The sequence below is a fragment of the Methylomonas sp. PHL2-19 genome, assembly GCF_059331595.1.
On record NZ_CP196839.1, the window covers coordinates 699930 to 721865 of the forward strand.

Below are 21936 nucleotides of genomic sequence, written 5' to 3' on the forward strand. Positions count from 1 at the left end.
CACATGCTAGCCAAACTCATCGTTTATTGCGCTTATTACCTTAAATCCGCCGACGGGTATCGCAGAGCCAAGCTGTTTTTTTACGATTTGTTAGAAAACAGCCATAGCCGCAAAAAGAAATATTTCGACGCGACGATGATCGGCTTGCTGATTTTGAGCGTGATTTTTCTGATTTACGATATAGAGCACGAAGACAGCAAAATGGGGGGGTATTTCGAGCTGGCGATTTTGATGATATTCATCATCGAATATCTGATCAGGGGTTGGATTTACTCGGACACCTATAAAGTCATTATCGAGGAATACGAGAAAGCGCTGTATTTGAATCTGGATTTCAATCTGCTCGGGGTGTTTCGCAAAGCCTTCGTCAGGGATATTGAGTACATCACCTCGCCGTTTGCGATTATCGATATCCTGGCCATTTTGCCCAGCTACCGGCCGTTGGCGATCCTGCGTATCTTCATCATATTTCGGCTATTCAAACTATTCCGCTATTCCAATAGCGCCAAATTGTTCGCCGACGCTTTGGCGAGCAAACGCTTCGAATTGATGACCTTGTTGATCTTCACCTGCTTTTTGGTGTTTATCGCCAGCGTGTCGATTTACATGTTCGAGTATCAGGCCACCGATAGCGGCATCCATAATTTATTCGACGCCTTTTATTGGACCATCGTGACTTTGGCGACGGTGGGCTTTGGCGACATTACCCCGCAAACCACCGGCGGCCGCTGGGTGACAATTTTTTTGATACTGGCCAGTTTGGGCGTGTTGTCGTTCTTCACCTCCATCCTGATTGCCGCCTTCAGCGAGAAAATGCTGTCGGTGCGTGAATCCAGAACCTACGCTGAACTGGATCGCTATGACAATTTCATCATTATTTGCGGTTTTGGCCGGGTCGGACAGGAAATTGCCCGGCATTTACACAATGACAGACAAAAATTTTTAGTCATCGATAGAGTGTCGGCGCGGATTGATTTGGCTAAGAAACGCGGTTATCTGGCGATAGAAAGCGATGCCAGTAACAATGAAGTGTTGATCAACGCCGGTATTTGCCGCGGTGCCAGCGCCATTCTGTGCATTACCGGCGACGATGTGATTAACGTCTATGTGACCTTAACCAGCCGGCATTTAAATAAAAACCTGCGCATAATTTCCCGTGCCAATCGACATGACAACGTCAATAAGCTCTACCAGGCCGGCGCTGATAACGTCATCAGGCCGTTTGAGATTGCCGGATTGCTGGCGGCGGAATTTGTCGGTCAGCCCGTTGCTTTCGAGGCCATCTCCGGCATTTTGCATAATCAAACCGAGACGGTGATGGAGTCGGTGTTGGTGAGCGAAAAGTCGCCGCTGGATAATCAAAAAATCGGCCAACTGGATTTGCAGCAGCGTAAGCTCACCTTGTTGGGAGTGATCAGCGACAATCCGATTCATCTGAAACACAAGAATAAATACCAGGTGAATCAGCAACATTTTTATTTCAATCCGGAAGTGGACTTTATCCTGCGGCACGGCGACATGCTGGTGTTATTGGGCCGTAAGTACGGTATCGATCATTTTCGCGATCAGGTGGAACAACGCCGTTTATTCAGCAGGCAGCCCAAATGAAAAACATCGCCGTATTCGGTTACAACCGGCTGTCGTTCGAGGCGATTAGCCGGCTGGACAAAGAACTGTATCAAATCACCGTCATCGATCACGATCCGGTCAAAGCGGCGCTGGCGCGGGAAAACGGCTTCGAAACCGCCAATATCGATTTCCGTAGCGACGACGATTTGAAGCTGATCGGCATTGGTGCGCATATCGATACGCTGTTTTGCTTTTTCGACACGGACTCGGAAAATGTATTTCTAACGCTATCGGCGCGGGCACTGGATAAGGCGTTGAATATCGTGGCGATTGTCGACAGTCCAGAGTCGGCGGAAAAACTCATAGCGGCGGGAGCCAACAAGATTATCGACCCCTATGAAATCTGCGGGCGTAAAATCCACGACATGCTGAAGCGGCCGGACATTCACGATCTTTTCGATCACACTGTCTTCGGCAGACACGATTTGCATCTGGCTGAGGTGGCGATTCCGGAAAACAGCTATCTGGAGAATGCCCATGTCACGCAGCTGCATTTAAGTTCCCAGTACAATTTGATACTGATCGGTATCGTCAATAAACAAGTCAGCGAACAGCTGCATTTTGTGGCGGAAGAATTCGACCGCCGCCTGAGCGTTGGCGATATTTTGGTGATTTTGGGACCCTCGCGGGAGATTAGAGCATTCAAAAAAGACGTCGAAAGTGAGTTTTGTAAAATCTAGCCCGCACTTGGACTTCATCCAACCGATTTTATTTTTTTTCCGCCAATCCCAGCCAACGCGCCAAAGCCGCTAGCGAAAAGCCCTGAATCAACACCGACATCACCACAATAAAACTGATCAGGACAAAAATCTCCCCGGCTTCTTTGATGCCGGCCGCCAACGGGAAAGTTGCCAGTACGATAGGTACAGAACCGCGCAGACCCACCCAGGAAACCAGCAGCTTTTCCTTAAAACTGATCTTGGCCCACAGCAAACTGATGAAGACGCTGACCGGGCGGGCTACAAACATCAGAAACAAACTGATCGCCACGGCAACGCTGGCCAAGGACGACAATTCGGCGCGATAGGGTACCGACAGCATGCCCAAGGTTAAAAACATGATGATCTGCATCAGCCAGGCGAAGCTGTCATGGAAGGCATTGATGTAATGGTGGTGGGTAACTTCCCGGTTTCCGGCCACAATGCCGGCCACGTAAACGGCCAAAAAGCCATTGCCATGCATAAACGTAGTGCCGCTATACGTCAGCAGCACCAATGCTATGGAGGCGATGGCATATAAACCTGCCGAGCTTAAGCCCATATGATTCAGCAACCAGACCATGAAACGCCCGCCGCCATAACCCACGGCCACACCGATCAACAGTTGCATAATCAAAAACAGGCCACCTTCCAGAAAAGCCGATTCGGCCCCGGTCGCATAATTCAGCAAGGTAACGGTCAGTAACACGGCCATCGGATCGTTGCTGCTGGATTCCAACTCAAGCAAAGGTTGCAACTTGCCCTTCAAAGCGATGTGGCTGGAGCGCAGCACGGAAAACACCGCGGCAGCATCCGTGGAAGAGACAATTGCGGCCAGCAACAGGCCTTGAGTCAGCGTGATGCCATGCACGCCCAGCGAAAAGGTGCTGAATGAGCCGAGGATAAACCAAGCGAAGCTACCTAATAAAAGCATCGTGATAAACACGCCCAGTGTGGAGAGGCATAACCCCTGCCATAACACCGGGCGAATATTGGGCCAATGCGAATCCAGGCCGCCGGTAAACAAAATAAAAATCAGCGCAAAATCGCCGATAAATTTTGCGATTTCCGGGCTATGCAGTTCCGGTCCGCCGAACTCGCCGATCAGCCAGCCGGTCAATAGAAAAAACAGCAGCGAAGGAATGCCCACTTTGCTGGCCAGTTTGCTGGAAAACACGCTGATTAATAGCAGGCTGGCGCTAACTAGACTGACCAATTCAATAGAGGGCATGGGCGATTCTCTGTGATCAGGAATTTACGGTAGTTAAGATGTATGGGCAAATGAGCGGTCTTGCAAGCCTGAGCCGGCATGTTCGGTCCTATCAAATCGTGTGTTACTTCCCACGTCGATTTATGCCGTGCCGGTAAACAGAGGCGATTGCCTCACTTGCCGTGACGCGGTAAAGTCTGAGGCCGGAGTGTAAGCGCATGGCCCCGCTGAAAACGGAATTTTTTGGTACTGGACGCGCATCCGCCGCCAAAGTGGCTTTCGATTGCCCGGACAATATAGCCGGAATCTAAGCATTTCGGCTATTTATACGATCTCAACACCATGGCTATGAACCGATTCAAAAACATCCTGTATGTCGCCGAATTTGCCGTCGACCAGCGGCAGGCTATCGAGCGGGTGATCGCGTTGGCGGCAAACAATCAAGCCAGATTGACGTTTTTACAGGTCGTCGAACAACCGCGTCTGGGCGCGTTGCTTGAGCTTTATACGCCGGAGCAAATCGACAATCAGCTGCGCGAGCAGGAGCGCCAGAAGCTAGAAGCCTTACTGCTTGGCTACAGCAGCGTGAACCCCGTTGATGTGCAAATCCGGGTTGGCAGCCCGTTTATCGAAATTGTGCGCCAGACCCTGGATGGCGACCATGATTTGGTCATTAAATTGGCCGCCGGCGACCATGGGATCCATGACCATTTGTTCGGCAGTACGGACATGCATTTGTTACGCAAATGTCCGCGTCCGGTCTGGTTGATGCGGTCGGAAGAAAAAAACCATTATGCCAAAATTATGGCCGCCGTCGATTTCGATCCGTGGTCCGCGGATGTGACGGACGACGGTTTGAACCGCAGAATTTTGGAGCTCGCCAGTTCTGTCGCGCTCGCCGATTTCGCCGAACTGCATCTGGTACACGTTTGGGACTCGATGTTGAGCGCGTGGGCAGGCGAAATTCCGAGTAAAACCGTCGAAATGCAGATTGAAGCCGAAAGAGCCCGCTATCAGGCCGGGCTCGATGGCTTGGCCGCTAAATTAAGGCATTGGATAGGCGATGAGGCTTACAATTACTTATCGCCGAGGCTGCACTTGGTCAGAGGGAGTGCGCGGGACGATATTCCGGCTTTGGCGGCAAAATTGGACGTCAACTTACTGGTGATGGGAACAGTGGCGCGTACCGGCATCAAAGGTTTGATCATCGGCAACACTGCCGAAGTCATCCTTAACGGTATCCAATGTTCAGTGCTCGCAGTCAAGCCGGACGGTTTTGTTTCTCCTTTGGCATGAACAGGGTTGGAGCCAGCTTTTACCCTAAACCGAAGTTTTGCAGTTTCCGTATTAATCCAAGAAATAGAAAATGAATTTTTTAAAATTTAATCCGCGTATTTGTTTTTTCCTGGGCTTTGCCGCTTGCGCTGGGCTATTGGCGGTTGGCGCGTATTTGCAATTTGTCGAAGAGTTGGAGCCTTGCCCGCTGTGTATTTCGCAGCGCTTGGCCATTTTGGCGACAGGCGTGATTTTTTTAATCGGTGGTTTGCATAATCGCGGCCGCAAAATTTACGCGCTGTGCAGTGCCGCCGCGGCGCTGATTGGCGCCAGCGTCTCGGCCCGGCATGTCTGGTTGCAACATCTGCCGCCCGAAGAGGTGCCGGAATGCAGTCCGGGGCTGGAATATGTGTTTCAGCATTTCCCGCTAGCCGACACCATCAAATTAATGCTGACCGGCACCGGCGAATGCGCGAAAGTCGATTGGACCTTGCTGGGCCTGAGTATTCCTGCCTGGACCTTGTTCGCGTTTTTATTGTTGGCGGGTTGGGCATGCCTGCAATTTTTTAACGATGCCGATGCCGCCTAGCTTAGCGATGTCAAAAGTCGCCGGTATCGGACTCCTGATTTTTTCGCGGCACCCAATTGTTGCAACTGCAGCAGTTACCGCGTCGAATCGATACAGCTTCGCAACAGGTTATGCACAAAAACGGCGCGTAGCCTGAATGGCATTTCGATAGCGCCTGCGATATTTAACACAGATTAATTTTTTGGCTAAGTCATTGATTTATAATTGGCAAATTAGCTGGCTTAAATTTGCGCAATTTAACAAATGTGTAATAAAAACCGACACTAAGCGATTCTCCGAAAAGCTTGTCCACAGAGTTATCCACAGCTTTTGTGGGTAACTCAGATTCCTCAATCCTGTTAACCACTTAGCCAGCTAATATCAAAAAAACATCACAAGACATGCCTAACTGTGACACTACGGGCAATTTAATTTTGAAAGTTGCGGTGCCAGTTCCGCTGGATGGCTTATTCGACTATCTGCCGCCAGCCGGCGTTAGTGTGCCCACATGGCAGGTTGGTGTCAGAGTGCTGGTGCCTTTTGGTAAGCGCCAGCAGGTGGGGATTTTGCTGGCTGTTGCGGACAATTCCTGCGTCCGGATGGATAAACTCAAACCGGCCATCGCCATTCTGGATACCCAGCCGCTATTGGCTGACACCGACATTCAGTTATTACGCTGGGCCAGCCGCTATTATCACCACCCGATTGGTGAAGTGCTGGCTGCGGCGTTTCCGGTGGTCTTGCGCCAAGGCCGGCCCGCTTTACTGCAACGTCAACCCTGTTTCGGCCTCAGTCCGCAGGGTCGGTTGGTTTCCCCGGACCAGTTACGCCGCGCCCCCAAGCAGCAAGCGCTTTTGGCTTTGCTGCAGGCTACCGGTACTGCGATGACAGCTGCCGCCCTCAGTGCCTATAAGCCGGTGTTGAAAGCCTTGCTTGATAAGGGTTTGGTCACGGCACAAGATCCCGTTCCAGGCGCCGGATTAGCCGTCACTAAGACCGCGTTACCGGCCAACCCCGAACAGCAGGCCGCTATCGATGCGGTCATCGCCAATCTGGGCCGCTTTGCAGTGTCCTTGCTGGAGGGCGTGACCGGTAGCGGCAAAACCGAAGTGTATATGCAGATCATCGCCAAGGTGCTGGAACAGGGCAAACAAGTCCTGGTTTTACTGCCGGAAATCAGCCTGACGCCGCAATTGGAGCAACGTTTTCTAAAGCGTTTTGCCGTGAACCTGGTGTCCACGCATTCCAAGTTAACCGATAACCAGCGTTTGCATGCCTGGCTGAGCATGCAACAAGGCCATGCCGCCATCATGCTCGGCACCCGTTCCGCGCTGTTCACACCAATGCCGCGCCCCGGCCTGATCATTCTCGACGAAGAGCACGACAGCTCGTTCAAACAACAGGAAGGTTTTCGCTTTTCCGCGCGGGACGTTGCCATTGCCAGAGCCAAGGGATTGGGTATCCCGGTGTTGTTGGGTTCGGCGACGCCGTCGCTGGAGAGCATGGCGAACGTTGCCCAGCATCGCTACCAATTACTGCATTTGCCCAATCGGGCCGGCAATGCCACGGCACCGAGCTTTCAGTTATTGGATATTCGCAATAAAAGAATGCAAGCCGGCCTGTCCGAACCGCTGCTGGCGGAAATCCAAGCCACGCTGGCCAAAAAACAACAAGCGCTGATTTTTCTCAACCGCCGCGGCTATGCGCCGGTGCAGATTTGCCATGGCTGCGGCTGGGTCTCGCGCTGCCGGCGCTGCGATGCCAATTTGGTGATTCACGCTGCCGACCGCTTGCTGCGCTGCCATCACTGCGGCAGCGAACAAGCTTTGCTCAAGCAGTGCCCGGCCTGTAAAACCGGCGAATTACAGGCGCTGGGTTTGGGGACCGAACGTATCGAACAGACCCTGGCAAGCTTGTTCCCGGACAAGGTGGTGGTACGTTTGGACCGGGACACCACACAACGTAAAGGTTCGTTGGAACAGTATCTGGAGCAGATTCAAGATGGCGGGGTCGATATTATTCTGGGGACGCAAATGCTCGCCAAGGGCCATCATTTTCCGGGCGTGACGCTGGTTGCCATTTTGGATATAGACAGCGGCCTGTTCAGTATCGATTACCACGGTAGCGAAAGACTGGCGCAATTGATCGTGCAGGTTGCCGGCCGGGCCGGGCGGGCCGATCAACCCGGCAAGGTGGTATTGCAAACCCGCCATCCGCAACATCCCTTGCTGGAGACCCTGCTAAGCAAAGGCTATCGGGCTTTCGCACAAAGTGCGCTGCAGGAGCGGCGGCAGGCTGGTTTGCCACCGTTCGGCCATCAGGCCTTGCTGCGGGTGCAAGCCGGCAAAGCCGAGGAGCCGCAACAGTTTTTACAGGCGGTTTGTCAGAAAATCAGCGAGCTAAATCCCGGCGAAGTGCAGGTTCTGGGGCCGGTGACGGCACCGATGGCTAGGCGCGCAGGTTTATTCCGTTACCAGTTGCTGTTGCAGAGTCCGCAGCGCAAAGAATTACACCACTTGCTGGACAATTTGTTGCCTGCCATTTATGCGTTGAAGGAAGCCAAAAAGGTGCGTTGGTCGCTGGATGTCGATCCGGTGGATTTGTACTAGCCTGACCCGCCAAAATCCGGCGATTTAGTCCGGTTTATGTAATAATTCCCGCCCTTTACGACGGACCGTAGCAAAACCCATAGACATCTGAATCAGTAACTTAAGCGCGGTTGGATGGCACGCTTACAAACTAGATGTCTATGCCTATAACTAAAATAAAGAAGGTATTTTTCAATGTGTTGGAGTGGAGAAGCGTCAGGCGTTCTGGCTGCCGCAGGTTTAACGACCGCCGTTTACGTGGCTTACAAAGGTGAATCCAAGGAATTATGGATTCCGTTAACGTATTTTGCCCTGATGGAACTGCTACAAGCGGCAACCTATGTGTATATCAATCTGTGCGATAACCCCAATAATCAGGTACTCACCCTGCTCGGTTATCTGCATATCGCTTTCCAACCGTTTTTTGTAAACATGGTGGCGATGTACTTCATTCCGGAAAGCGTCAAATTAAAGATTAGGACCACGGTTTACACCTTATGTGCGATCAGTTCCCTGGCGATGCTAATCAAGATGTATCCGTTCGCCTGGGCCGGCGACTGCGTACCCGGTACTGAAGGCTTTTGCGGTGTACAAACCTGCTCGGTGTCCGGTGAGTGGCACATTGCCTGGCAAATGCCTTTGAACGGCTTGATGTCGCAACCCGTGACTTGGTTGTTTGGCTTTAATTGGGGCTTGCACGCATTTTCGTACATTCTGGCGGCGTTTTACCTGCCTATTATTTACGGATCCTGGCGCTTTGTAGGGTTTCACTACTTGATCGGACCCTGGATTTCCGACGTGACCACCAACGATCCGAACGAGTATTGCGCGGTATGGTGTTTGTTCTCGATTGCGTTGTGCGTATCGGTAATCAAAACCCCGATCAGAAAACATTTGCATGTGAAGAAATGGCCGTTCTATCAACGTGAAGTAGGCGACAGCTTGTAATATGAGCATCAGTAAGCAGGACATTCTCGACGCATTTCAATTTCGTCACGCCTGTAAGGAATTCGACGCCGAGCGCAAGATTGCCGGCGCGGATTTCGACTTTATTTTGGAAGTTGCCAGACTCTCGCCCAGTTCTTTCGGGCTGGAGCCTTGGCAGTTTCTAGTCGTGCAAAACCCGGACCTGCGGGAAAAACTGCGGGCGGTTACCTGGGGTGGGCAAAAGCAGTTGCCTACCGCCAGCCATGTGGTTTTGACGCTGGTGCGGAAAAGCCATTTCATGCGCTACGACAGCGCCTATCTGCAACACATCATGCGCCAGGTGCAGCAGTTTCCGGAAGACATCATCGAATTGCGCAGCGGCTTGATCGAGAAGTTTCAGCGTAGCGATTTTGACTTGCTGGGTTCCGAACGCACGCTGACCGATTGGGCAACCCGGCAAACCTATCTGCCGCTGGCGAATATGATGACGGCGGCGGCGCTGATAGGTATCGATTCCTGTCCGATAGAAGGTTTCGAGCGTGTGGAAGTGGAGCGGATCTTGGCGGAAGACGCCGATGTAAATTTAGAATACTGGTCCGCAGCGTATATGGTGGCGTTTGGATACCGGAAAAATCCGCCGGCGCGGCCGAAGACCCGGCAACAGCGCGAAGCGGTGGTACGCTGGCTGGATTAATTCAGACGGCAACCAACGAAATCGCTGTCGTTCAGCGACAGCGAGTAACGCGCCACAGGACGGCGCACCCCGATAAAGCGCTCGCGCCAATACGGCTGCCTTAAGTCGGACACCATCACCTGCCCGGTCCGGCTACTTGGCGCGTGCACGAACTGCTCACCGCCAATATAAATCCCCACATGCGAAAACGGCCGCTCGGTGGTGAAAAACAACAAATCGCCCGGTTGTTTTTGCTCTGGCTGTACGGCCGGCAATTGTCTGGCTAAAGATTGGGTGTCGCGCGGCAGGCGCATCCCCTGACGGTTATACACGTAATACACCAAACCGCTGCAGTCAAAGCCCTGGCTGGGAGACTCCCCTCCGTAAACATAAGGCGCACCTTGTAATTGCAGCGCATCATTCGCTGCGATCCGGTTGCCGCCTTCGGGCGCCGGCAACACGGTCAGCGGTGCTTTTTCCTTACTGGCGCAGCCGGTCAGCTGACTCAGCATGGCAACCGCCACTATCTGAACCAGCAGTAATAAAGCACGGCGGTAAGATAGGCAAATGGACATCGGATTTATCGGCAATAAAATCATCAATTTGCATATTATAGACAGGCTATTCAACGCGCGCTCGCCGTTTATCAACAACATTAAACGCTTGCCAGTGAACAGACTCCCGTTTTGCCAACCAGTGGCGCGCCAGCAGCAGCAAACCGAGCAGGCTGCAAAAAACCATATAGTGCGAATAGCGAAAATCGGGCGATGGGGCAGCCAACATCAAACCCAGCTCATGCAGGATGGCGCTGGAAGTTAGACAAATGACTTCGATATTGGCTGTTCCTTGGCGAAACACAGCGGCAAAAAATAGACAAATTGTCAGCACAAAATAGGGCCAGGGTTGAAAAAACCAGTATTCGACATACTTCGACATGCCAGCCTCTAGCCACTCCTGTAATTTGTTCGCTTTTGGATGAGATCCATAAAAGTGTTCTAAGTCGCCGGGAAAATCTTTAGCCATCATCACCGGGCTCCAACTGTTATCCGGTACCAAACCTAAAACATATCTCGACACGGCCAAGCGGTGACGCGCCCATAAAACCGGCTCTGCGAGTATGGTGTTTATCCACTGCGTATGCAGCGTTTGCCGTTGCTGGTCGGAGAGGCTTTCAAAGCCATGGATCTGCGATTCCATCGAATTTGTTGGCAGTTGCAAGGTTGGCGGCTTGGTGCGGAAAACCTCTCGCCAATACATAGGCGTATAGGCTTTTAGCAAAGGCTCGACAGAACCCGTTGAATTTAGGCTGCCAGCCAATTGATCGAAAATGGCTTGTTGCCTGCCTTTATCCTCAAGCCGTTTGATGACGCCGGCAATATCAAATGAGGCGTTGGCCACCCAGGGATAGGTATGTCTGTCGGCAAGCCGGTTGTTTATCGCTCCTGTCGCTAAAAATAACACCAGTGTAAGCGCCGCGCCGGGAATTGCTGCGCGTGCCAAGCCCAGTAGGCTGTTTTTGGGATATAAGCGATATAAAGCAAAGCTGAGTATGGGGATTGTGGCGAACAATGCATTGTGCCTGATCAGGATGGCTAACCATAAAACCAAAACTGTCAGTGCGAACAACAGAAACGCAATCCGCGGGATTTGTTCGTTATGATTTTTTATATGTCCGGCCATGCCAAAAGCGGTGAATAGCGCGCCCCACATCAGCACGTCTTTCAAAATTGCGCCGCTGATACCGAACAACGGCGGCAAAAATAATATCGCGCCAAGTAATGCCGCTAAGGTCTTGCCGCCATAGGGCTTAAAAAAGGCTTGAAAGCTCAGGTAAGCGCCGACCCACACCAAGCCGAGTTGTAGAAACAGCATGCCTGCCGGACCCGGCACGATGCTATCGGTGAAACGCCAGATAATAGCCATTAACGGCGGATGCCAGTCGGAATAGACGCCTTCGCGAGCCTCAAGGATTTGATTGACCGCGTCATAGCACATGAAGCCCGGATACATGATGCCGAGATGGATAAGGAATCCGCAGATAAAAATCCATTCGGCCTGCCGCATTTCCGCCACCGCGCTAATTTTTCGAGCCAATGACATTAAGTTTGACAATATTTGAAACCGCAATGTTGAAACCGAAGTATTTCCGGTGGGTTCAAAGCTTGTTGAGCCGAACAATCCCCCACCCTTATTAAGACCGTCGTAAAAACCCCTATCTTGAAGAAAGGAACTGCCCCGAGATAGCCTCGTATTATGGCAAATCCGCTTCAGCCCACGTCAAACAAATCCATCTGCCTATACTGACCCAAGCGCTTATCGCCATTTTCCAACCCGGATAAGGTCACACCCAGTAATCGAACTTTGGAGGTGCCGATGCCGGTATTTTTCAGTAATTCGGTCAATAGCAGTCTAGTGTTCGGGCTATCGCTGATCGGTTCCGCCAAGGTGCGTCCTCGGGTAATTTGCACAAAGTTTTGATATTTGATTTTCACAGTTAGCGTATAGGCCGTCAGCTGTTTTTCCGCCAATCTGACTAGGGCTTTTTCCAGCAAATCCTGCAAATAGCGCAGAATGGTGGTCAAGTCGGCTATATCGTGGTCGAACGTGGTTTCGATACCCACCGATTTGCGAGCTCGATTGGCATTGACCTGGCGCGGATCAATACCCCGGGCGATATTGTAATAATGTTGGCCGGCTTTGCCGAAATGCCGTTGCAATTCCGCCAATGGCAGTTGCTTTAGATCCTTGCCGGTCACGATGCCCAAGTCGTACATTTTCTGTTCGGTAGCGCGGCCGATGCCGTGAAACTTGCCGATAGCCAGATTTTCCACGAATGCTGGTCCTTGTTCAGGCGTAATCAGATACAAGCCGTCCGGCTTGCCCAGGTCCGAGGCGATTTTGGCGAGAAATTTATTGTAGGAAATGCCGGCGGACGCCACTAACTCGGTTTGTCGGCGTATCTCCTGCTTGATGTGCTTGGCCAGCAAAGTCGCCGAGCCTTGATAAAGCTCGCTATCGCTAACATCCAGATAGGCTTCGTCCAGCGACAAGGGTTCGAAACGTTCACAGTAACGAGCGAAAATCCCACGGATAGTCTCGGACGCTTCCCGGTAAACATCAAAACGCGGCTTAACGAAAATAGCTTGCGGGCAGAGTCGGTAAGCATGCGCGGAAGGCATGGCCGAACGTACGCCAAACTGGCGGGCTTCATAACTACAGGTGGCGACTACGCCGCGCGAATCAGGCTTACCGCCGACAATGATGGGTTTATTTCTAAATTGGGGATGGTCGCGCTGTTCAACCGCCGCATAAAATGCATCCATGTCTATGTGGATGATTTTGCGCGGCGCTGCTTCCATGGAAAATCACTGCTTGCCGATCAATTCCAGTTTGGCGGTTTCGTTCCAATCGGAAAACGGAAACGGCAGCTGCTCGGTATTGAACGTCAAAAACAGCAAAATATGATAATGGTAAGTTGACAGGCTACGGCCGAAGTTAAGGATGTTCGCGTTAGCGTCACCGGTAAACAGCACCGAGCCCACCTGCAACAAAATCACCAGCCACAACAATAGTTTAACCAAGCTATCGATAGCCGCGAAAATCAGCATGAAAATGATACGTTTCCATGTCTCGATTTTTTTCAGATTTTCGTTAATTTGTTCCTGCATGATGGCATTACCCTCTGTTCATCACGTCCCGCAAGTCCAGCGCAGCTGCATTGGCGCGAGCGATGTAGTTAGCCATTGCCAGCGAATAGTTGGCGAAAATGCCGAAGCCATCGCCGTTCAATACTACCGGGCTTAAGGTGGGAGACAAGGCGTTTTCCAGGGCCTGGATCATATTATCCAAGGTATTCATCGCCCGCTTATCCAGCAAAATGTCGGAAAAATCGTGCTTGATGGCTTTCAGAATGTGCAATAACGCCCAGCAAGAACCACGCGCTTCGTAGAATACGTTATCGATTTCCATCCAAGGCGTTTGGCCGATGGTTGGCATATTGATGTCGATAGGATTGGATGGATCGCCGTGGGTTGCGCCGGAAAATTTGTCGGTACTGGCCGCCAAGCGGGTCGAGAGACCACCCAACCGCTTGATGACAACCTCGGTATATTGCCAAAGATTATCGGCTCTGGAGTGAAACTGCGCGGCTTTTGAAGTGGAAGACGGGTTTTGCAAGCGAACCATATAAGCATGCAGTGCTTCGATACCCTTTACATATTCCGACTCGGTGGACGGCAAGGCCCAGGAATTGCGTTCGTAGTAAAAATAAGGTTCGGCTTTTGCCAAATCAGGGTCTTCCGCAGATTGCGATTGGTCGCGGGCGAAATGGTTACGTAATGCGGTGGTGCCGTCGCGCAACATGACCAGTGCGCCATACTCGAAGTTTTGAATGTTATCGCAAAACAGACCGGGAGGCGCCACGTCGTTGGACAGGTAACCGCCGGATTTGAACAGTATGACGTCGGCGATATGCGCTAGGGTATTGGCATACACATACCCAATCGGCATCTGATCGGTATGCGTGACATTCATTCGTTCGATCGCTTCGTCCTGAACGCTGAATTGCTCGGGTTCGCGGCTCCACCATTCGCCTAACACCAGCATGACAATCAGAACAACGCCTAACAGCGAACCAAAACCCCAAAGTATGCCCTTAGACTTTGCGTCTTCGTAAGCTAATGGATTATCTGACATGTGGTGCGTATCCTGGTCTGACTAAATAAGTGAGCAAAAACCGTGCTTTCCGATAAAGATTTTTTGTGACCATGTTAGCACGGATATACCAATATGGCGCGCCCGATTTCAGTGCAGTTGCTTGTCCAGCGACGCCGGCATGGCACTGATCAAAGTCGGTGGTAATTGCACGAAAAAGCCTTTGCTTTGCAGGCTGGCAATGACTTTTTCCGGATTTTCCCTGGCTAATTTGCGATCCGGGCTCAACTGCAACTCCATCACAAATGTTAAGCGGCCAAGGCTTTTGAACAAGGCTTCCGGCACCGCGGAAAAGTCGTCCTTTTTGTCCAGATATAAATAGAGTTCGTCTTTTTTCAGGCTTTTATAGATAAAACATTGCATGATGATGACCTGTGATCGCTAATGCTGCCAATTCTAATGGTTTTTGTTTAGAATTTTCAGTCCCCGTTTGCCTAATGCCCAACATCATGGAAAACCAGCCCGCCGCTTCAAACGCTTTTTTCAGAATTGCCTGTTATTTCGAGGGTTCTTTAGCGGTATTGGCGCTGGCTTTGGGCTGGCTTGCCGACCTCGATCCGTTTGCCAATCTGGCGTTTTCCGAGGCAGCATTAGGGATTGGCTTATTCGCAACCGGGCCGCTACTGGTATTGTTTTTTGCGATGCAACAGCTTAGCTATCCGCCCATCCAAAAGATTCGCGATTTACTGCTGGAAACCTTGGGCGCCAGGCTGGCATATCGGCATTGGACCGATTTGCTGATACTGGCTGCGATTGCCGGCTTTGCCGAAGAAGCGCTGTTTCGCGGTTTTTTACAGCCTTGGCTGGAAAATGGCTGGGGTGCGAGTGTAGGCTTGTGGGTTAGCAATGTGCTGTTTGCCTTGGTGCATGCGGTCACGCCGCTTTACGCGGTTTTAGCGATGTTGATGGGCTTGTATATGGGGGTTATGCTGGATTATGGCGGTGAACGCAATCTGCTGGTGCCCATGGTGATTCATGCCGTTTATGACTTTGTGGCGTTTGTTGTTATCCTCCGCGACTACCGCAACCGCGCTCGTTAGGAGTTATCGATGTCCGTTCAAACCCAGCCATCAGCCGAAGATTTGCGTCCGCACTGGCTTATCTGTGCAGGCGCGTTGCTAACGATACTGGGCTACAACCTGGCTTGCCATTTCTGGGCCAGCGAATTGCAACTAGGCGTTGACGAAGCGCAACGAGTGCTGATCAGGAGTGTGCTCTACGGCTTAGCGATTTTGTTGTTTCCTGTTACTAAACTGCTGCGGCACATCCTGCTGCGTCTGAATCAAACCATGCCGGGACCGAAAACCGCTAAGCAGCGCTATTTGTCTACGATAATTGTCACGCAGTTTCTGATCGAACTCGTAAGTTTGTTCGGCTTCGCGATGTTCTTTCTCGGCGATGGATTTAACACCTTGTATATTTTCAGTGCGATGGGCGTACTGGGAGTTTTCCTGCATAAGCCCAATACCAGCGAATATTTAGCGATTGCGGCGGCACTCTCGAGCGAAAACCAGCACGGACCTAAATACCATTGACTATTTCCGATTTTTCGGATTGCAGGTTAAGTTGTACAATGGCTGGCTTATTTACGATTAGCCACCCGGTGTGATTATGCAAATCATTCAAGAAGCTCTCACCTTTGACGATGTTTTATTGGTGCCCGCCCACTCCAGCGTACTGCCGCGCGAAGTCGAACTAAAAACCCAGCTGACTCGAAAAATTAAGCTGAACATCCCGCTAGTGTCCGCGGCAATGGATACAGTGACCGAAGCCCGCCTGGCTATTGCGATTGCTCAGGAAGGCGGCATCGGTATCATCCATAAAAACATGACTGTCGAGCAGCAGGCAGCGGAAGTCAGAAGGGTTAAAAAATACGAAAGCGGCGTGATCAAAGACCCGATTACCGTCTCTCCCAACGTGACGGTTCGCGAGGTAATGGAATTAACCCGCGCTAAAAACATCTCCGGCGTTCCGGTGGTGGATGGCGAAGAATTGGTCGGCATCGTCACCAGTCGCGATCTGCGCTTCGAAACTCGGTTGGACGAATCCATCCGTTCCATCATGACGCCGAAAGACAAGCTGGTGACGGTCCATGAGTCGTTTAAGCATAAAGAAGTCATAGACTTGCTGCACAAGCACCGCATCGAGAAAGTGCTGGTCGTCAACGATGCCTTTCATTTGCGCGGCATGATCACCGTCAAAGACATTCAAAAAGCCAAAGACAACCCGCAAGCCTGCAAGGACGAACAGGAAAGACTGATCGTCGGTGCGGCGGTTGGCACCGGTGCCGATACCGGCGAACGGGTTGGCGCGTTGGTGGAAGCTGGTGTCGATGTCATCATCGTCGATACCGCTCACGGTCATTCGCAAGGCGTGCTGGATAAAGTGCGCTGGGTAAAACAAAACTTCCCGCAAGTCCAGGTGATCGGCGGCAATATCGCCACCGCTGCGGCCGCCTTGGCATTGGTCGAAGCGGGCGCTGATGGCGTCAAAGTGGGTATCGGTCCGGGCTCTATCTGTACCACGCGGATTGTCGCCGGTGTCGGCGTGCCGCAAATCACTGCCGTTAGCAATGTCGCAGATGCGTTAAGAGGAACAGGCGTACCTCTGATTGCCGACGGCGGCATCCGCTATTCCGGCGACGTTGCCAAAGCCTTGGCGGCCGGAGCGCATGCGGTGATGTTGGGTGGCTTGTTCGCGGGTACTGAAGAAGCGCCGGGTGAAGTGGAACTGTTCCAAGGCCGATCCTACAAATCTTATCGCGGCATGGGCTCTTTGGGTGCGATGTCGCAGCAGCAGGGTTCCAGTGACCGCTATTTCCAGGAAGATACCGAGCAAGTCGAAAAATTGGTGCCGGAAGGTATTGAAGGCCGGGTGCCCTATAAAGGCAGCGTGTTGGCGATTGTGCATCAGTTGTTGGGCGGCATCCGCTCCAGCATGGGTTATACCGGCAACAGCACGATTGCGGCGATGCATGACAATGCCCAGTTTGTGCGTGTCACCAGTGCCGGCATGCGCGAAAGCCATGTGCATGACGTGACGATTACCAAGGAAGCGCCGAATTACCATATGAACTAAAACCGGCCCTCAGGCTGTTGCTCTCGGGTCTGCGCTTTCGCGTCGACCCGCTTTAATCGAACACAAATCACAGAAATAGCTTAATGTCCGAAACGTCTTCAACTCCATGCAATCTTTGCGGCGGCAACCACGTTGCCGTGTTATCCATGCGCAGCCGCAGCGGCGCAGAGTTACGTAGCGTCATCTGCAAGGACTGCGGACTGGTCTGGAGCGATCCGTTTCCGCACGATCCTCGGCAGTTTTACGAAGAAGATTATCGGCTGGCATACAAAAACACCTATGCCCCCAAAGCCAAACACATCTTGCGTGCCGGGCGAGTTGCGCTGACCAGGCATGAAAAAATCCAGCACTTATTGCATAAACCGCAAACCCTACTGGATGTGGGCACCGGCGGCGGTGAGTTTGCTTATTTAATCAAATCGCTGGGCCACGATTTGCACGGCATCGAACCGAACAAGGGTTACGGCCAATATTCCGCTGCGCAATACGATCTGAATTTACAGTTCGGCTTTATTCAAGATGCACAGTTTGCAGAAAACAGTTTTGATGTGATCACCATTTGGCATGTACTGGAACACACCGAAGACCCGTTTTTTGTATTGGGCAAGTTGCGCAGCCTGTTGAAAGCCGACGGCGTGTTAGTAGTGGAAGTACCGAATATCGAGGCCACTTGCCAATCGCCGAGCAGCACTTTTCATGAGGCGCATCTGTACAATTTCAATTTGGCGACACTGCGGCGCATGGGTGAAAAAGCCGGTTTAATTGAGGAAAGACATGTGTTTTCCGAAGACGGCGGCAATGTCACGCTGTTTTTCAAAAAAGCCGAACACCCGGCCGACCAAGCTATGGGTTGGGGAATCCCAGAAAATGCCGAACGAATCTCCGCGATTGTACGCGGCCACACCAATTTACGGCATTACATGCGCGCGGCCCCTTATTTGCGGTTTATCAAACGCATGAGTCGTTCGCTATTCGAAAGTCGGGACGTCAAAGGTTTCGATAACAATAAAAGCCTGCTTGACCAATTGTATCGGGGCTTATAGTACGCTCGTCACTTAGATTTTCCGGTGGGTACGCTAGTCGGCCCACCCCACATTTTTGAAAGGTTTCCCGTCATGTCATCCCACGCCGCCAACATCCATTCCGACAAGATCCTGATTCTCGATTTCGGTTCGCAGTACACGCAATTGATCGCCCGCCGCATCCGTGAAATTGGTGTGTATTGCGAAATTTACTCCTGCGATTGCAGCGCCGATGAAGTCAAAAACTTCGCACCCAACGGCATCATCCTCTCCGGCGGGCCGGAAACCGTGACCAGCAGCGACACCCCGCGCGCGCCGCAAATTGTTTTTGAGTTGGGCGTGCCGGTCTTGGGTATTTGCTACGGCATGCAAACCATGGCCGAGCAGTTGGGCGGCAAAGTAGAATCGTCCGATCACCGCGAATTCGGCTACGCGCAGATTCGCGCTCGCGGCCATTCCAAATTGTTGTTGAACATCGAAGATCACGCTTCACCGGAAGGTTTCGGCTTATTGGATGTGTGGATGAGTCACGGCGACCGTGTCGTTGAATTACCAACCGGTTTTAAATTGATCGCCAGCTCCGACGGCGCGCCAATAGCCGGTATCGCCGACGAGGACAAACACTTCTACGCGCTGCAATTTCATCCGGAAGTGACCCACACCAAGCAGGGTGGCCGGATATTGAGTCGGTTTGTGTTGGAAATTTGCGGCTGCCAAGCGTTGTGGAATGCCAGCAATATCATTGAAGACAGCATATCCGCAGTCCGCGAAAAAGTCGGCAGCGATCAAGTCATTCTGGGCCTATCGGGCGGTGTCGATTCTTCGGTAGTCGCCGCCTTGCTACATCGCGCCATCGGCGAGCAACTAACCTGCGTGTTCGTAGATACCGGTTTGCTACGCTTGCACGAAGGCGATCAGGTGATGGCGATGTTCGCCCAACATATGGGTATCAAGGTAATCCGTGTCGATGCCGAAGCCCGTTACATGGCGGCACTTGCCGGCGTTAACGACCCCGAACAAAAGCGCAAAATCATCGGTGGCCTGTTCGTGGAAATCTTCGACGAAGAGGCCGGCAAACTCACCGACGCCAAATGGCTGGCGCAAGGCACCATTTACCCGGACGTTATCGAATCAGCGGGCGCGAAAAGCGGCAAGGCGCATCTGATCAAATCGCATCACAACGTCGGCGGCCTGCCGGAAAACATGAAGTTGAAACTGGTCGAACCCTTGCGAGAACTGTTCAAGGACGAAGTACGTAAACTGGGCTTGGAGCTGGGCTTGCCGGCTGACATGATCCACCGCCACCCGTTCCCCGGCCCCGGCCTGGGTGTACGCATCCTCGGCGAAGTTAAAAAGCAATATGCGGACTTATTGCGCCAGGCCGATGCAATTTTTATAGAAGAACTGTATCGCCACGGCCTTCACCACAAAGTCAGCCAAGCCTTTGCGGTATTCCTACCGGTTAAATCGGTGGGTGTGATGGGCGACGGCCGAAAATACGACTATGTGATCGCGATCCGCGCTGTCGAAACCATAGATTTCATGACCGCGCGCTGGGCGCATCTGCCTTACGATTTCCTGGATTTGATCTCACGTCGCATCATCAACGAGGTGCCGGGCATTTCCCGCGTCACCTACGACATCTCCGGCAAGCCGCCCGCGACGATAGAGTGGGAGTAATAGCTTCAAATTAAAATGGAACTTTGAAAATGACTTCCGGTCAACGCAAGCGCGGGGTGTGAAAATTTGCTCCGCGCAATAGCTTATTCATTGTTTCTCCCAAGCCGGTAGTCAATTGTTTTGACTACCGGTTTTTTTTTTGCGATGAATGAGCAGTCTTGGTCGCTATGCCGAATTAAAGTTAATAAAACGCGGCTTAACCTATGTCGGTTCTTACAGGCAAACGTCCGTCATTCGCCTAACAACCCATCATTGGCGCACCCCGGTCTTAGCAGGTATAGGCTGGGTCATGTCGATGCCGGCAGCTTCTTTTCTTGAATATTGAATGTTTCGCAACTGGGCTGTTTATGCTGCACGTTGCGAAAAGGCCTTAAGTTGAGGGTTTGTCCAAATCATTTCCTTGGTGGCCGGTAAAGGTCCGCCAAATTAACCAGCCATTCACGATTTTTGACGACATTGACGTTGGTCAAAGCCATTGAATAACAGCCTGTGTCCGATACGGCAATTGTTGGGTATTTAATGACAATAAGATGAATGCTCCCAGGCACATTTAGAATGGTTTCAGGTGGAAAACGGTTAGATTATTTAGGCAAAAATGCAAGAGATTAATTTTAATTATGCACAAAAAACTACTTGACACTGTCGGCGGCCAAAGACTGCCTGGTCCTGGGCTCTAATCTTCGTATATTGCATGTAAGTTATTGATTTTAAATTGTATAAACTGTTGTCTAAAATTGAGTCAATTTAAGCAAAGGCCCCAAAAATTAGGCATTTAGAGAGCGAAAAAACTTTTTATCCCCAAGGTTATCCACAGCTTTTGTGGATAACACCATAACTTAGTTGCCTGTCAGTCAGTTAGCGTTAAAAGCTATATTCCCGTGCAGGTTTTTGTCTTATTTCCGACACGGTTGCAACTTGGCCTGCCTGGGATTTTGCAAAGGAATGTCAGCGGATGGTTACATTGGCGGAGGCATTTGATTACAGTATTTTAAATGCGGAGTTCGTTGCGGTGCTGCTTCTAGTGTTATGACAGGGCTATTAAAAACCGTTCGCCTTATGCTCTTGAGCGAACTCAGCCTGTCGATGGACGCACTCACCTGGGCTCAGACGAGCTCAGCCCGGACGGATTACCCGAGATAAAATACTGCCGGGTTAATAAGCTATCGGCTCCAACTGCGCTGGATAGAAATTAACTATGTTAAATAACTTTTCCAATTAGGTCATATACCGCATTATTTGTAGCGTGTTGCTCCGGTAATCCCGGGCAATTTGCCGCCAAATGCCCTAAATACCGCTATTTTAGTGCTCTGGCATGAATCTTGGTTGTTCGCCCAATTAACGACACCAAAATCCGCATATCCTAACCATGAGCAACGCTCTCCACATCTCCCGCCTGATTGAGGCTTACGACGAGGAATTACGCCGGGTGATGTTTAGACGCTGCGGCTGCCTGGATACCGCCGCCGACATCGTGCAGGAGACCTACCAGCGCATGTTTACCGGCAATTTGTGGCAGCAGGCCGACAACCCGCGCGCCTTGCTGCATCGCATCGCCGCCAATCTGGCCACCGATTACGAACGCCGCCGCAATACTCGCAATCAACATGTAGAGCATGACGATACCGGCGACGCGGCCTTGCAGGTTAGCGATGGTATCGATCCGGAGCAAATCAGTCTGGCGCGCGAGCGCTTGGACCGCTTGGTCGCGGCGATAGATAGACTCCCCGGCAAATGCCGGACGGTTTTCGTACTGCGCAAGTTCGAGGAACTGAGCCACGCCGAAATCGCCCAGCGCCTAGGCATATCCCGCAATATGGTGGAAAAGCATCTACGCAATGCCTTGGCCGCCTTGCAAGAACACGACGATTTTTAGCT

20 protein-coding genes are annotated in these 21936 nt (G+C 51.7%); 13 read left to right on the plus strand and 7 right to left on the minus strand.

Annotation, left to right across the window (positions count from 1 at the left end):
- Positions 1-3 precede the first annotated feature (3 nt).
- Together ACR02O_RS03265 and ACR02O_RS03270 are read left to right on the plus strand one after the other, a co-directional pair.
- On the plus strand, positions 4-1608 hold the full coding sequence (locus ACR02O_RS03265) for an NAD-binding protein (protein ID WP_494522804.1): 1605 nt from the start codon (positions 4-6) through the stop codon (positions 1606-1608).
- Positions 1605-2309: a potassium channel family protein gene (locus ACR02O_RS03270; RefSeq protein WP_494522805.1), complete on the plus strand. Its 705-nt coding sequence runs from the start codon at positions 1605-1607 to the stop codon at positions 2307-2309. The genes ACR02O_RS03265 and ACR02O_RS03270 overlap by 4 nt, the downstream gene beginning before the upstream one ends.
- Before the next feature lie 28 nt (positions 2310-2337).
- On the opposite strand, the gene ACR02O_RS03275 is transcribed toward ACR02O_RS03270, so the two are convergent.
- Positions 2338-3558, minus strand: coding sequence for a potassium/proton antiporter (locus tag ACR02O_RS03275; RefSeq protein WP_494522806.1), 1221 nt, complete (start codon positions 3556-3558; stop codon positions 2338-2340).
- Between the two features lie 321 nt (positions 3559-3879).
- On the opposite strand from ACR02O_RS03275, the gene ACR02O_RS03280 reads away from it, so the two are divergent.
- From ACR02O_RS03280 to ACR02O_RS03300, 5 genes are all read left to right on the plus strand, one after another.
- Positions 3880-4833 carry a universal stress protein gene (locus ACR02O_RS03280; RefSeq protein ID WP_494522807.1) on the plus strand — a complete coding sequence of 318 codons (954 nt, stop codon included), beginning with the start codon at positions 3880-3882 and terminating at the stop codon, positions 4831-4833.
- A 70-nt stretch (positions 4834-4903) separates the two neighbouring features.
- Entirely contained in the window at positions 4904-5401 is a 498-nt protein-coding gene (locus tag ACR02O_RS03285; RefSeq protein WP_494522808.1) for a disulfide bond formation protein B, read from the plus strand.
- Between the two features lie 380 nt (positions 5402-5781).
- Positions 5782-7989, plus strand: coding sequence for a primosomal protein N' (locus ACR02O_RS03290; RefSeq protein ID WP_494522809.1), 2208 nt, complete (start codon positions 5782-5784; stop codon positions 7987-7989).
- 174 nt (positions 7990-8163) lie between these two features.
- Positions 8164-8916, plus strand: coding sequence for a DUF5765 domain-containing protein (locus ACR02O_RS03295; RefSeq protein ID WP_171697153.1), 753 nt, complete (start codon positions 8164-8166; stop codon positions 8914-8916).
- A gap of 1 nt (position 8917) precedes the next feature.
- Positions 8918-9589 (plus strand): NAD(P)H-dependent oxidoreductase, encoded by a 672-nt coding sequence (locus ACR02O_RS03300; protein ID WP_494522810.1) that lies wholly within the window; start codon positions 8918-8920, stop codon positions 9587-9589.
- Here ACR02O_RS03300 and ACR02O_RS03305 read toward each other — a convergent pair.
- The 6 genes from ACR02O_RS03305 to ACR02O_RS03330 all read right to left on the minus strand — a co-directional run bounded on the left by ACR02O_RS03305 (position 9586) and on the right by ACR02O_RS03330 (position 14644).
- Positions 9586-10143: a C40 family peptidase gene (locus ACR02O_RS03305; protein WP_494522811.1), complete on the minus strand. Its 558-nt coding sequence runs from the start codon at positions 10141-10143 to the stop codon at positions 9586-9588. The two genes, ACR02O_RS03300 and ACR02O_RS03305, sit on opposite strands and share 4 nt — an antisense overlap.
- Positions 10144-10189: 46 nt before the next feature.
- Positions 10190-11668, minus strand: a complete 1479-nt coding sequence (locus ACR02O_RS03310) for a hypothetical protein (protein WP_494522812.1) — start codon at positions 11666-11668, stop codon at positions 10190-10192.
- A gap of 167 nt (positions 11669-11835) precedes the next feature.
- A complete protein-coding gene (dinB, locus tag ACR02O_RS03315) occupies positions 11836-12927 on the minus strand; it encodes a DNA polymerase IV (RefSeq protein ID WP_494522813.1) in 1092 nt (363 codons plus the stop codon).
- 6 nt (positions 12928-12933) lie between these two features.
- Complete coding sequence (locus tag ACR02O_RS03320; RefSeq protein WP_020484170.1) at positions 12934-13236, minus strand: DUF4389 domain-containing protein; 303 nt, start codon at positions 13234-13236, stop codon at positions 12934-12936.
- Positions 13237-13243: 7 nt separating this feature from the next.
- Positions 13244-14263: a DUF2333 family protein gene (locus tag ACR02O_RS03325; RefSeq protein ID WP_020484171.1), complete on the minus strand. Its 1020-nt coding sequence runs from the start codon at positions 14261-14263 to the stop codon at positions 13244-13246.
- A gap of 108 nt (positions 14264-14371) precedes the next feature.
- Positions 14372-14644, minus strand: coding sequence for a YcgL domain-containing protein (locus tag ACR02O_RS03330; protein WP_101052774.1), 273 nt, complete (start codon positions 14642-14644; stop codon positions 14372-14374).
- Positions 14645-14718: 74 nt separating this feature from the next.
- On the opposite strand from ACR02O_RS03330, the gene ACR02O_RS03335 reads away from it, so the two are divergent.
- The 6 genes from ACR02O_RS03335 (at position 14719) to ACR02O_RS03360 (ending at position 21934) form a co-directional block, all read left to right on the plus strand.
- Entirely contained in the window at positions 14719-15321 is a 603-nt protein-coding gene (locus tag ACR02O_RS03335; protein ID WP_494522814.1) for a CPBP family intramembrane glutamic endopeptidase, read from the plus strand.
- A 9-nt stretch (positions 15322-15330) separates the two neighbouring features.
- Positions 15331-15816, plus strand: coding sequence for a hypothetical protein (locus ACR02O_RS03340; protein ID WP_458138826.1), 486 nt, complete (start codon positions 15331-15333; stop codon positions 15814-15816).
- 76 nt (positions 15817-15892) lie between these two features.
- On the plus strand, positions 15893-17359 hold the full coding sequence (gene guaB, locus ACR02O_RS03345; protein WP_033156917.1) for an IMP dehydrogenase: 1467 nt from the start codon (positions 15893-15895) through the stop codon (positions 17357-17359).
- A gap of 83 nt (positions 17360-17442) precedes the next feature.
- Entirely contained in the window at positions 17443-18402 is a 960-nt protein-coding gene (locus tag ACR02O_RS03350; RefSeq protein ID WP_240348151.1) for a class I SAM-dependent methyltransferase, read from the plus strand.
- A gap of 72 nt (positions 18403-18474) precedes the next feature.
- Positions 18475-20061 carry a glutamine-hydrolyzing GMP synthase gene (gene guaA, locus ACR02O_RS03355; protein ID WP_494522815.1) on the plus strand — a complete coding sequence of 529 codons (1587 nt, stop codon included), beginning with the start codon at positions 18475-18477 and terminating at the stop codon, positions 20059-20061.
- Between the two features lie 1366 nt (positions 20062-21427).
- Positions 21428-21934 carry an RNA polymerase sigma factor gene (locus ACR02O_RS03360; protein ID WP_205452469.1) on the plus strand — a complete coding sequence of 169 codons (507 nt, stop codon included), beginning with the start codon at positions 21428-21430 and terminating at the stop codon, positions 21932-21934.
- Positions 21935-21936 lie beyond the last annotated feature (2 nt).

Bases quoted from the DNA above. Each gene is read 5' to 3' on its own strand.
- ACR02O_RS03265 (WP_494522804.1), top strand. From the start codon at position 4: ATGCTAGCCAAACTCATCGTTTATTGCGCTTATTACCTTAAATCCGCC.
- ACR02O_RS03270 (WP_494522805.1), top strand. From the start codon at position 1,605: ATGAAAAACATCGCCGTATTCGGTTACAACCGGCTGTCGTTCGAGGCG.
- ACR02O_RS03275 (WP_494522806.1), bottom strand. From the start codon at position 3,558: ATGCCCTCTATTGAATTGGTCAGTCTAGTTAGCGCCAGCCTGCTATTA.
- ACR02O_RS03280 (WP_494522807.1), top strand. From the start codon at position 3,880: ATGGCTATGAACCGATTCAAAAACATCCTGTATGTCGCCGAATTTGCC.
- ACR02O_RS03285 (WP_494522808.1), top strand. From the start codon at position 4,904: ATGAATTTTTTAAAATTTAATCCGCGTATTTGTTTTTTCCTGGGCTTT.
- ACR02O_RS03290 (WP_494522809.1), top strand. From the start codon at position 5,782: ATGCCTAACTGTGACACTACGGGCAATTTAATTTTGAAAGTTGCGGTG.
- ACR02O_RS03295 (WP_171697153.1), top strand. From the start codon at position 8,164: ATGTGTTGGAGTGGAGAAGCGTCAGGCGTTCTGGCTGCCGCAGGTTTA.
- ACR02O_RS03300 (WP_494522810.1), top strand. From the start codon at position 8,918: ATGAGCATCAGTAAGCAGGACATTCTCGACGCATTTCAATTTCGTCAC.
- ACR02O_RS03305 (WP_494522811.1), bottom strand. From the start codon at position 10,143: ATGTCCATTTGCCTATCTTACCGCCGTGCTTTATTACTGCTGGTTCAG.
- ACR02O_RS03310 (WP_494522812.1), bottom strand. From the start codon at position 11,668: ATGTCATTGGCTCGAAAAATTAGCGCGGTGGCGGAAATGCGGCAGGCC.
- dinB (WP_494522813.1), bottom strand. From the start codon at position 12,927: ATGGAAGCAGCGCCGCGCAAAATCATCCACATAGACATGGATGCATTT.
- ACR02O_RS03320 (WP_020484170.1), bottom strand. From the start codon at position 13,236: ATGCAGGAACAAATTAACGAAAATCTGAAAAAAATCGAGACATGGAAA.
- ACR02O_RS03325 (WP_020484171.1), bottom strand. From the start codon at position 14,263: ATGTCAGATAATCCATTAGCTTACGAAGACGCAAAGTCTAAGGGCATA.
- ACR02O_RS03330 (WP_101052774.1), bottom strand. From the start codon at position 14,644: ATGCAATGTTTTATCTATAAAAGCCTGAAAAAAGACGAACTCTATTTA.
- ACR02O_RS03335 (WP_494522814.1), top strand. From the start codon at position 14,719: ATGCCCAACATCATGGAAAACCAGCCCGCCGCTTCAAACGCTTTTTTC.
- ACR02O_RS03340 (WP_458138826.1), top strand. From the start codon at position 15,331: ATGTCCGTTCAAACCCAGCCATCAGCCGAAGATTTGCGTCCGCACTGG.
- guaB (WP_033156917.1), top strand. From the start codon at position 15,893: ATGCAAATCATTCAAGAAGCTCTCACCTTTGACGATGTTTTATTGGTG.
- ACR02O_RS03350 (WP_240348151.1), top strand. From the start codon at position 17,443: ATGTCCGAAACGTCTTCAACTCCATGCAATCTTTGCGGCGGCAACCAC.
- guaA (WP_494522815.1), top strand. From the start codon at position 18,475: ATGTCATCCCACGCCGCCAACATCCATTCCGACAAGATCCTGATTCTC.
- ACR02O_RS03360 (WP_205452469.1), top strand. From the start codon at position 21,428: ATGAGCAACGCTCTCCACATCTCCCGCCTGATTGAGGCTTACGACGAG.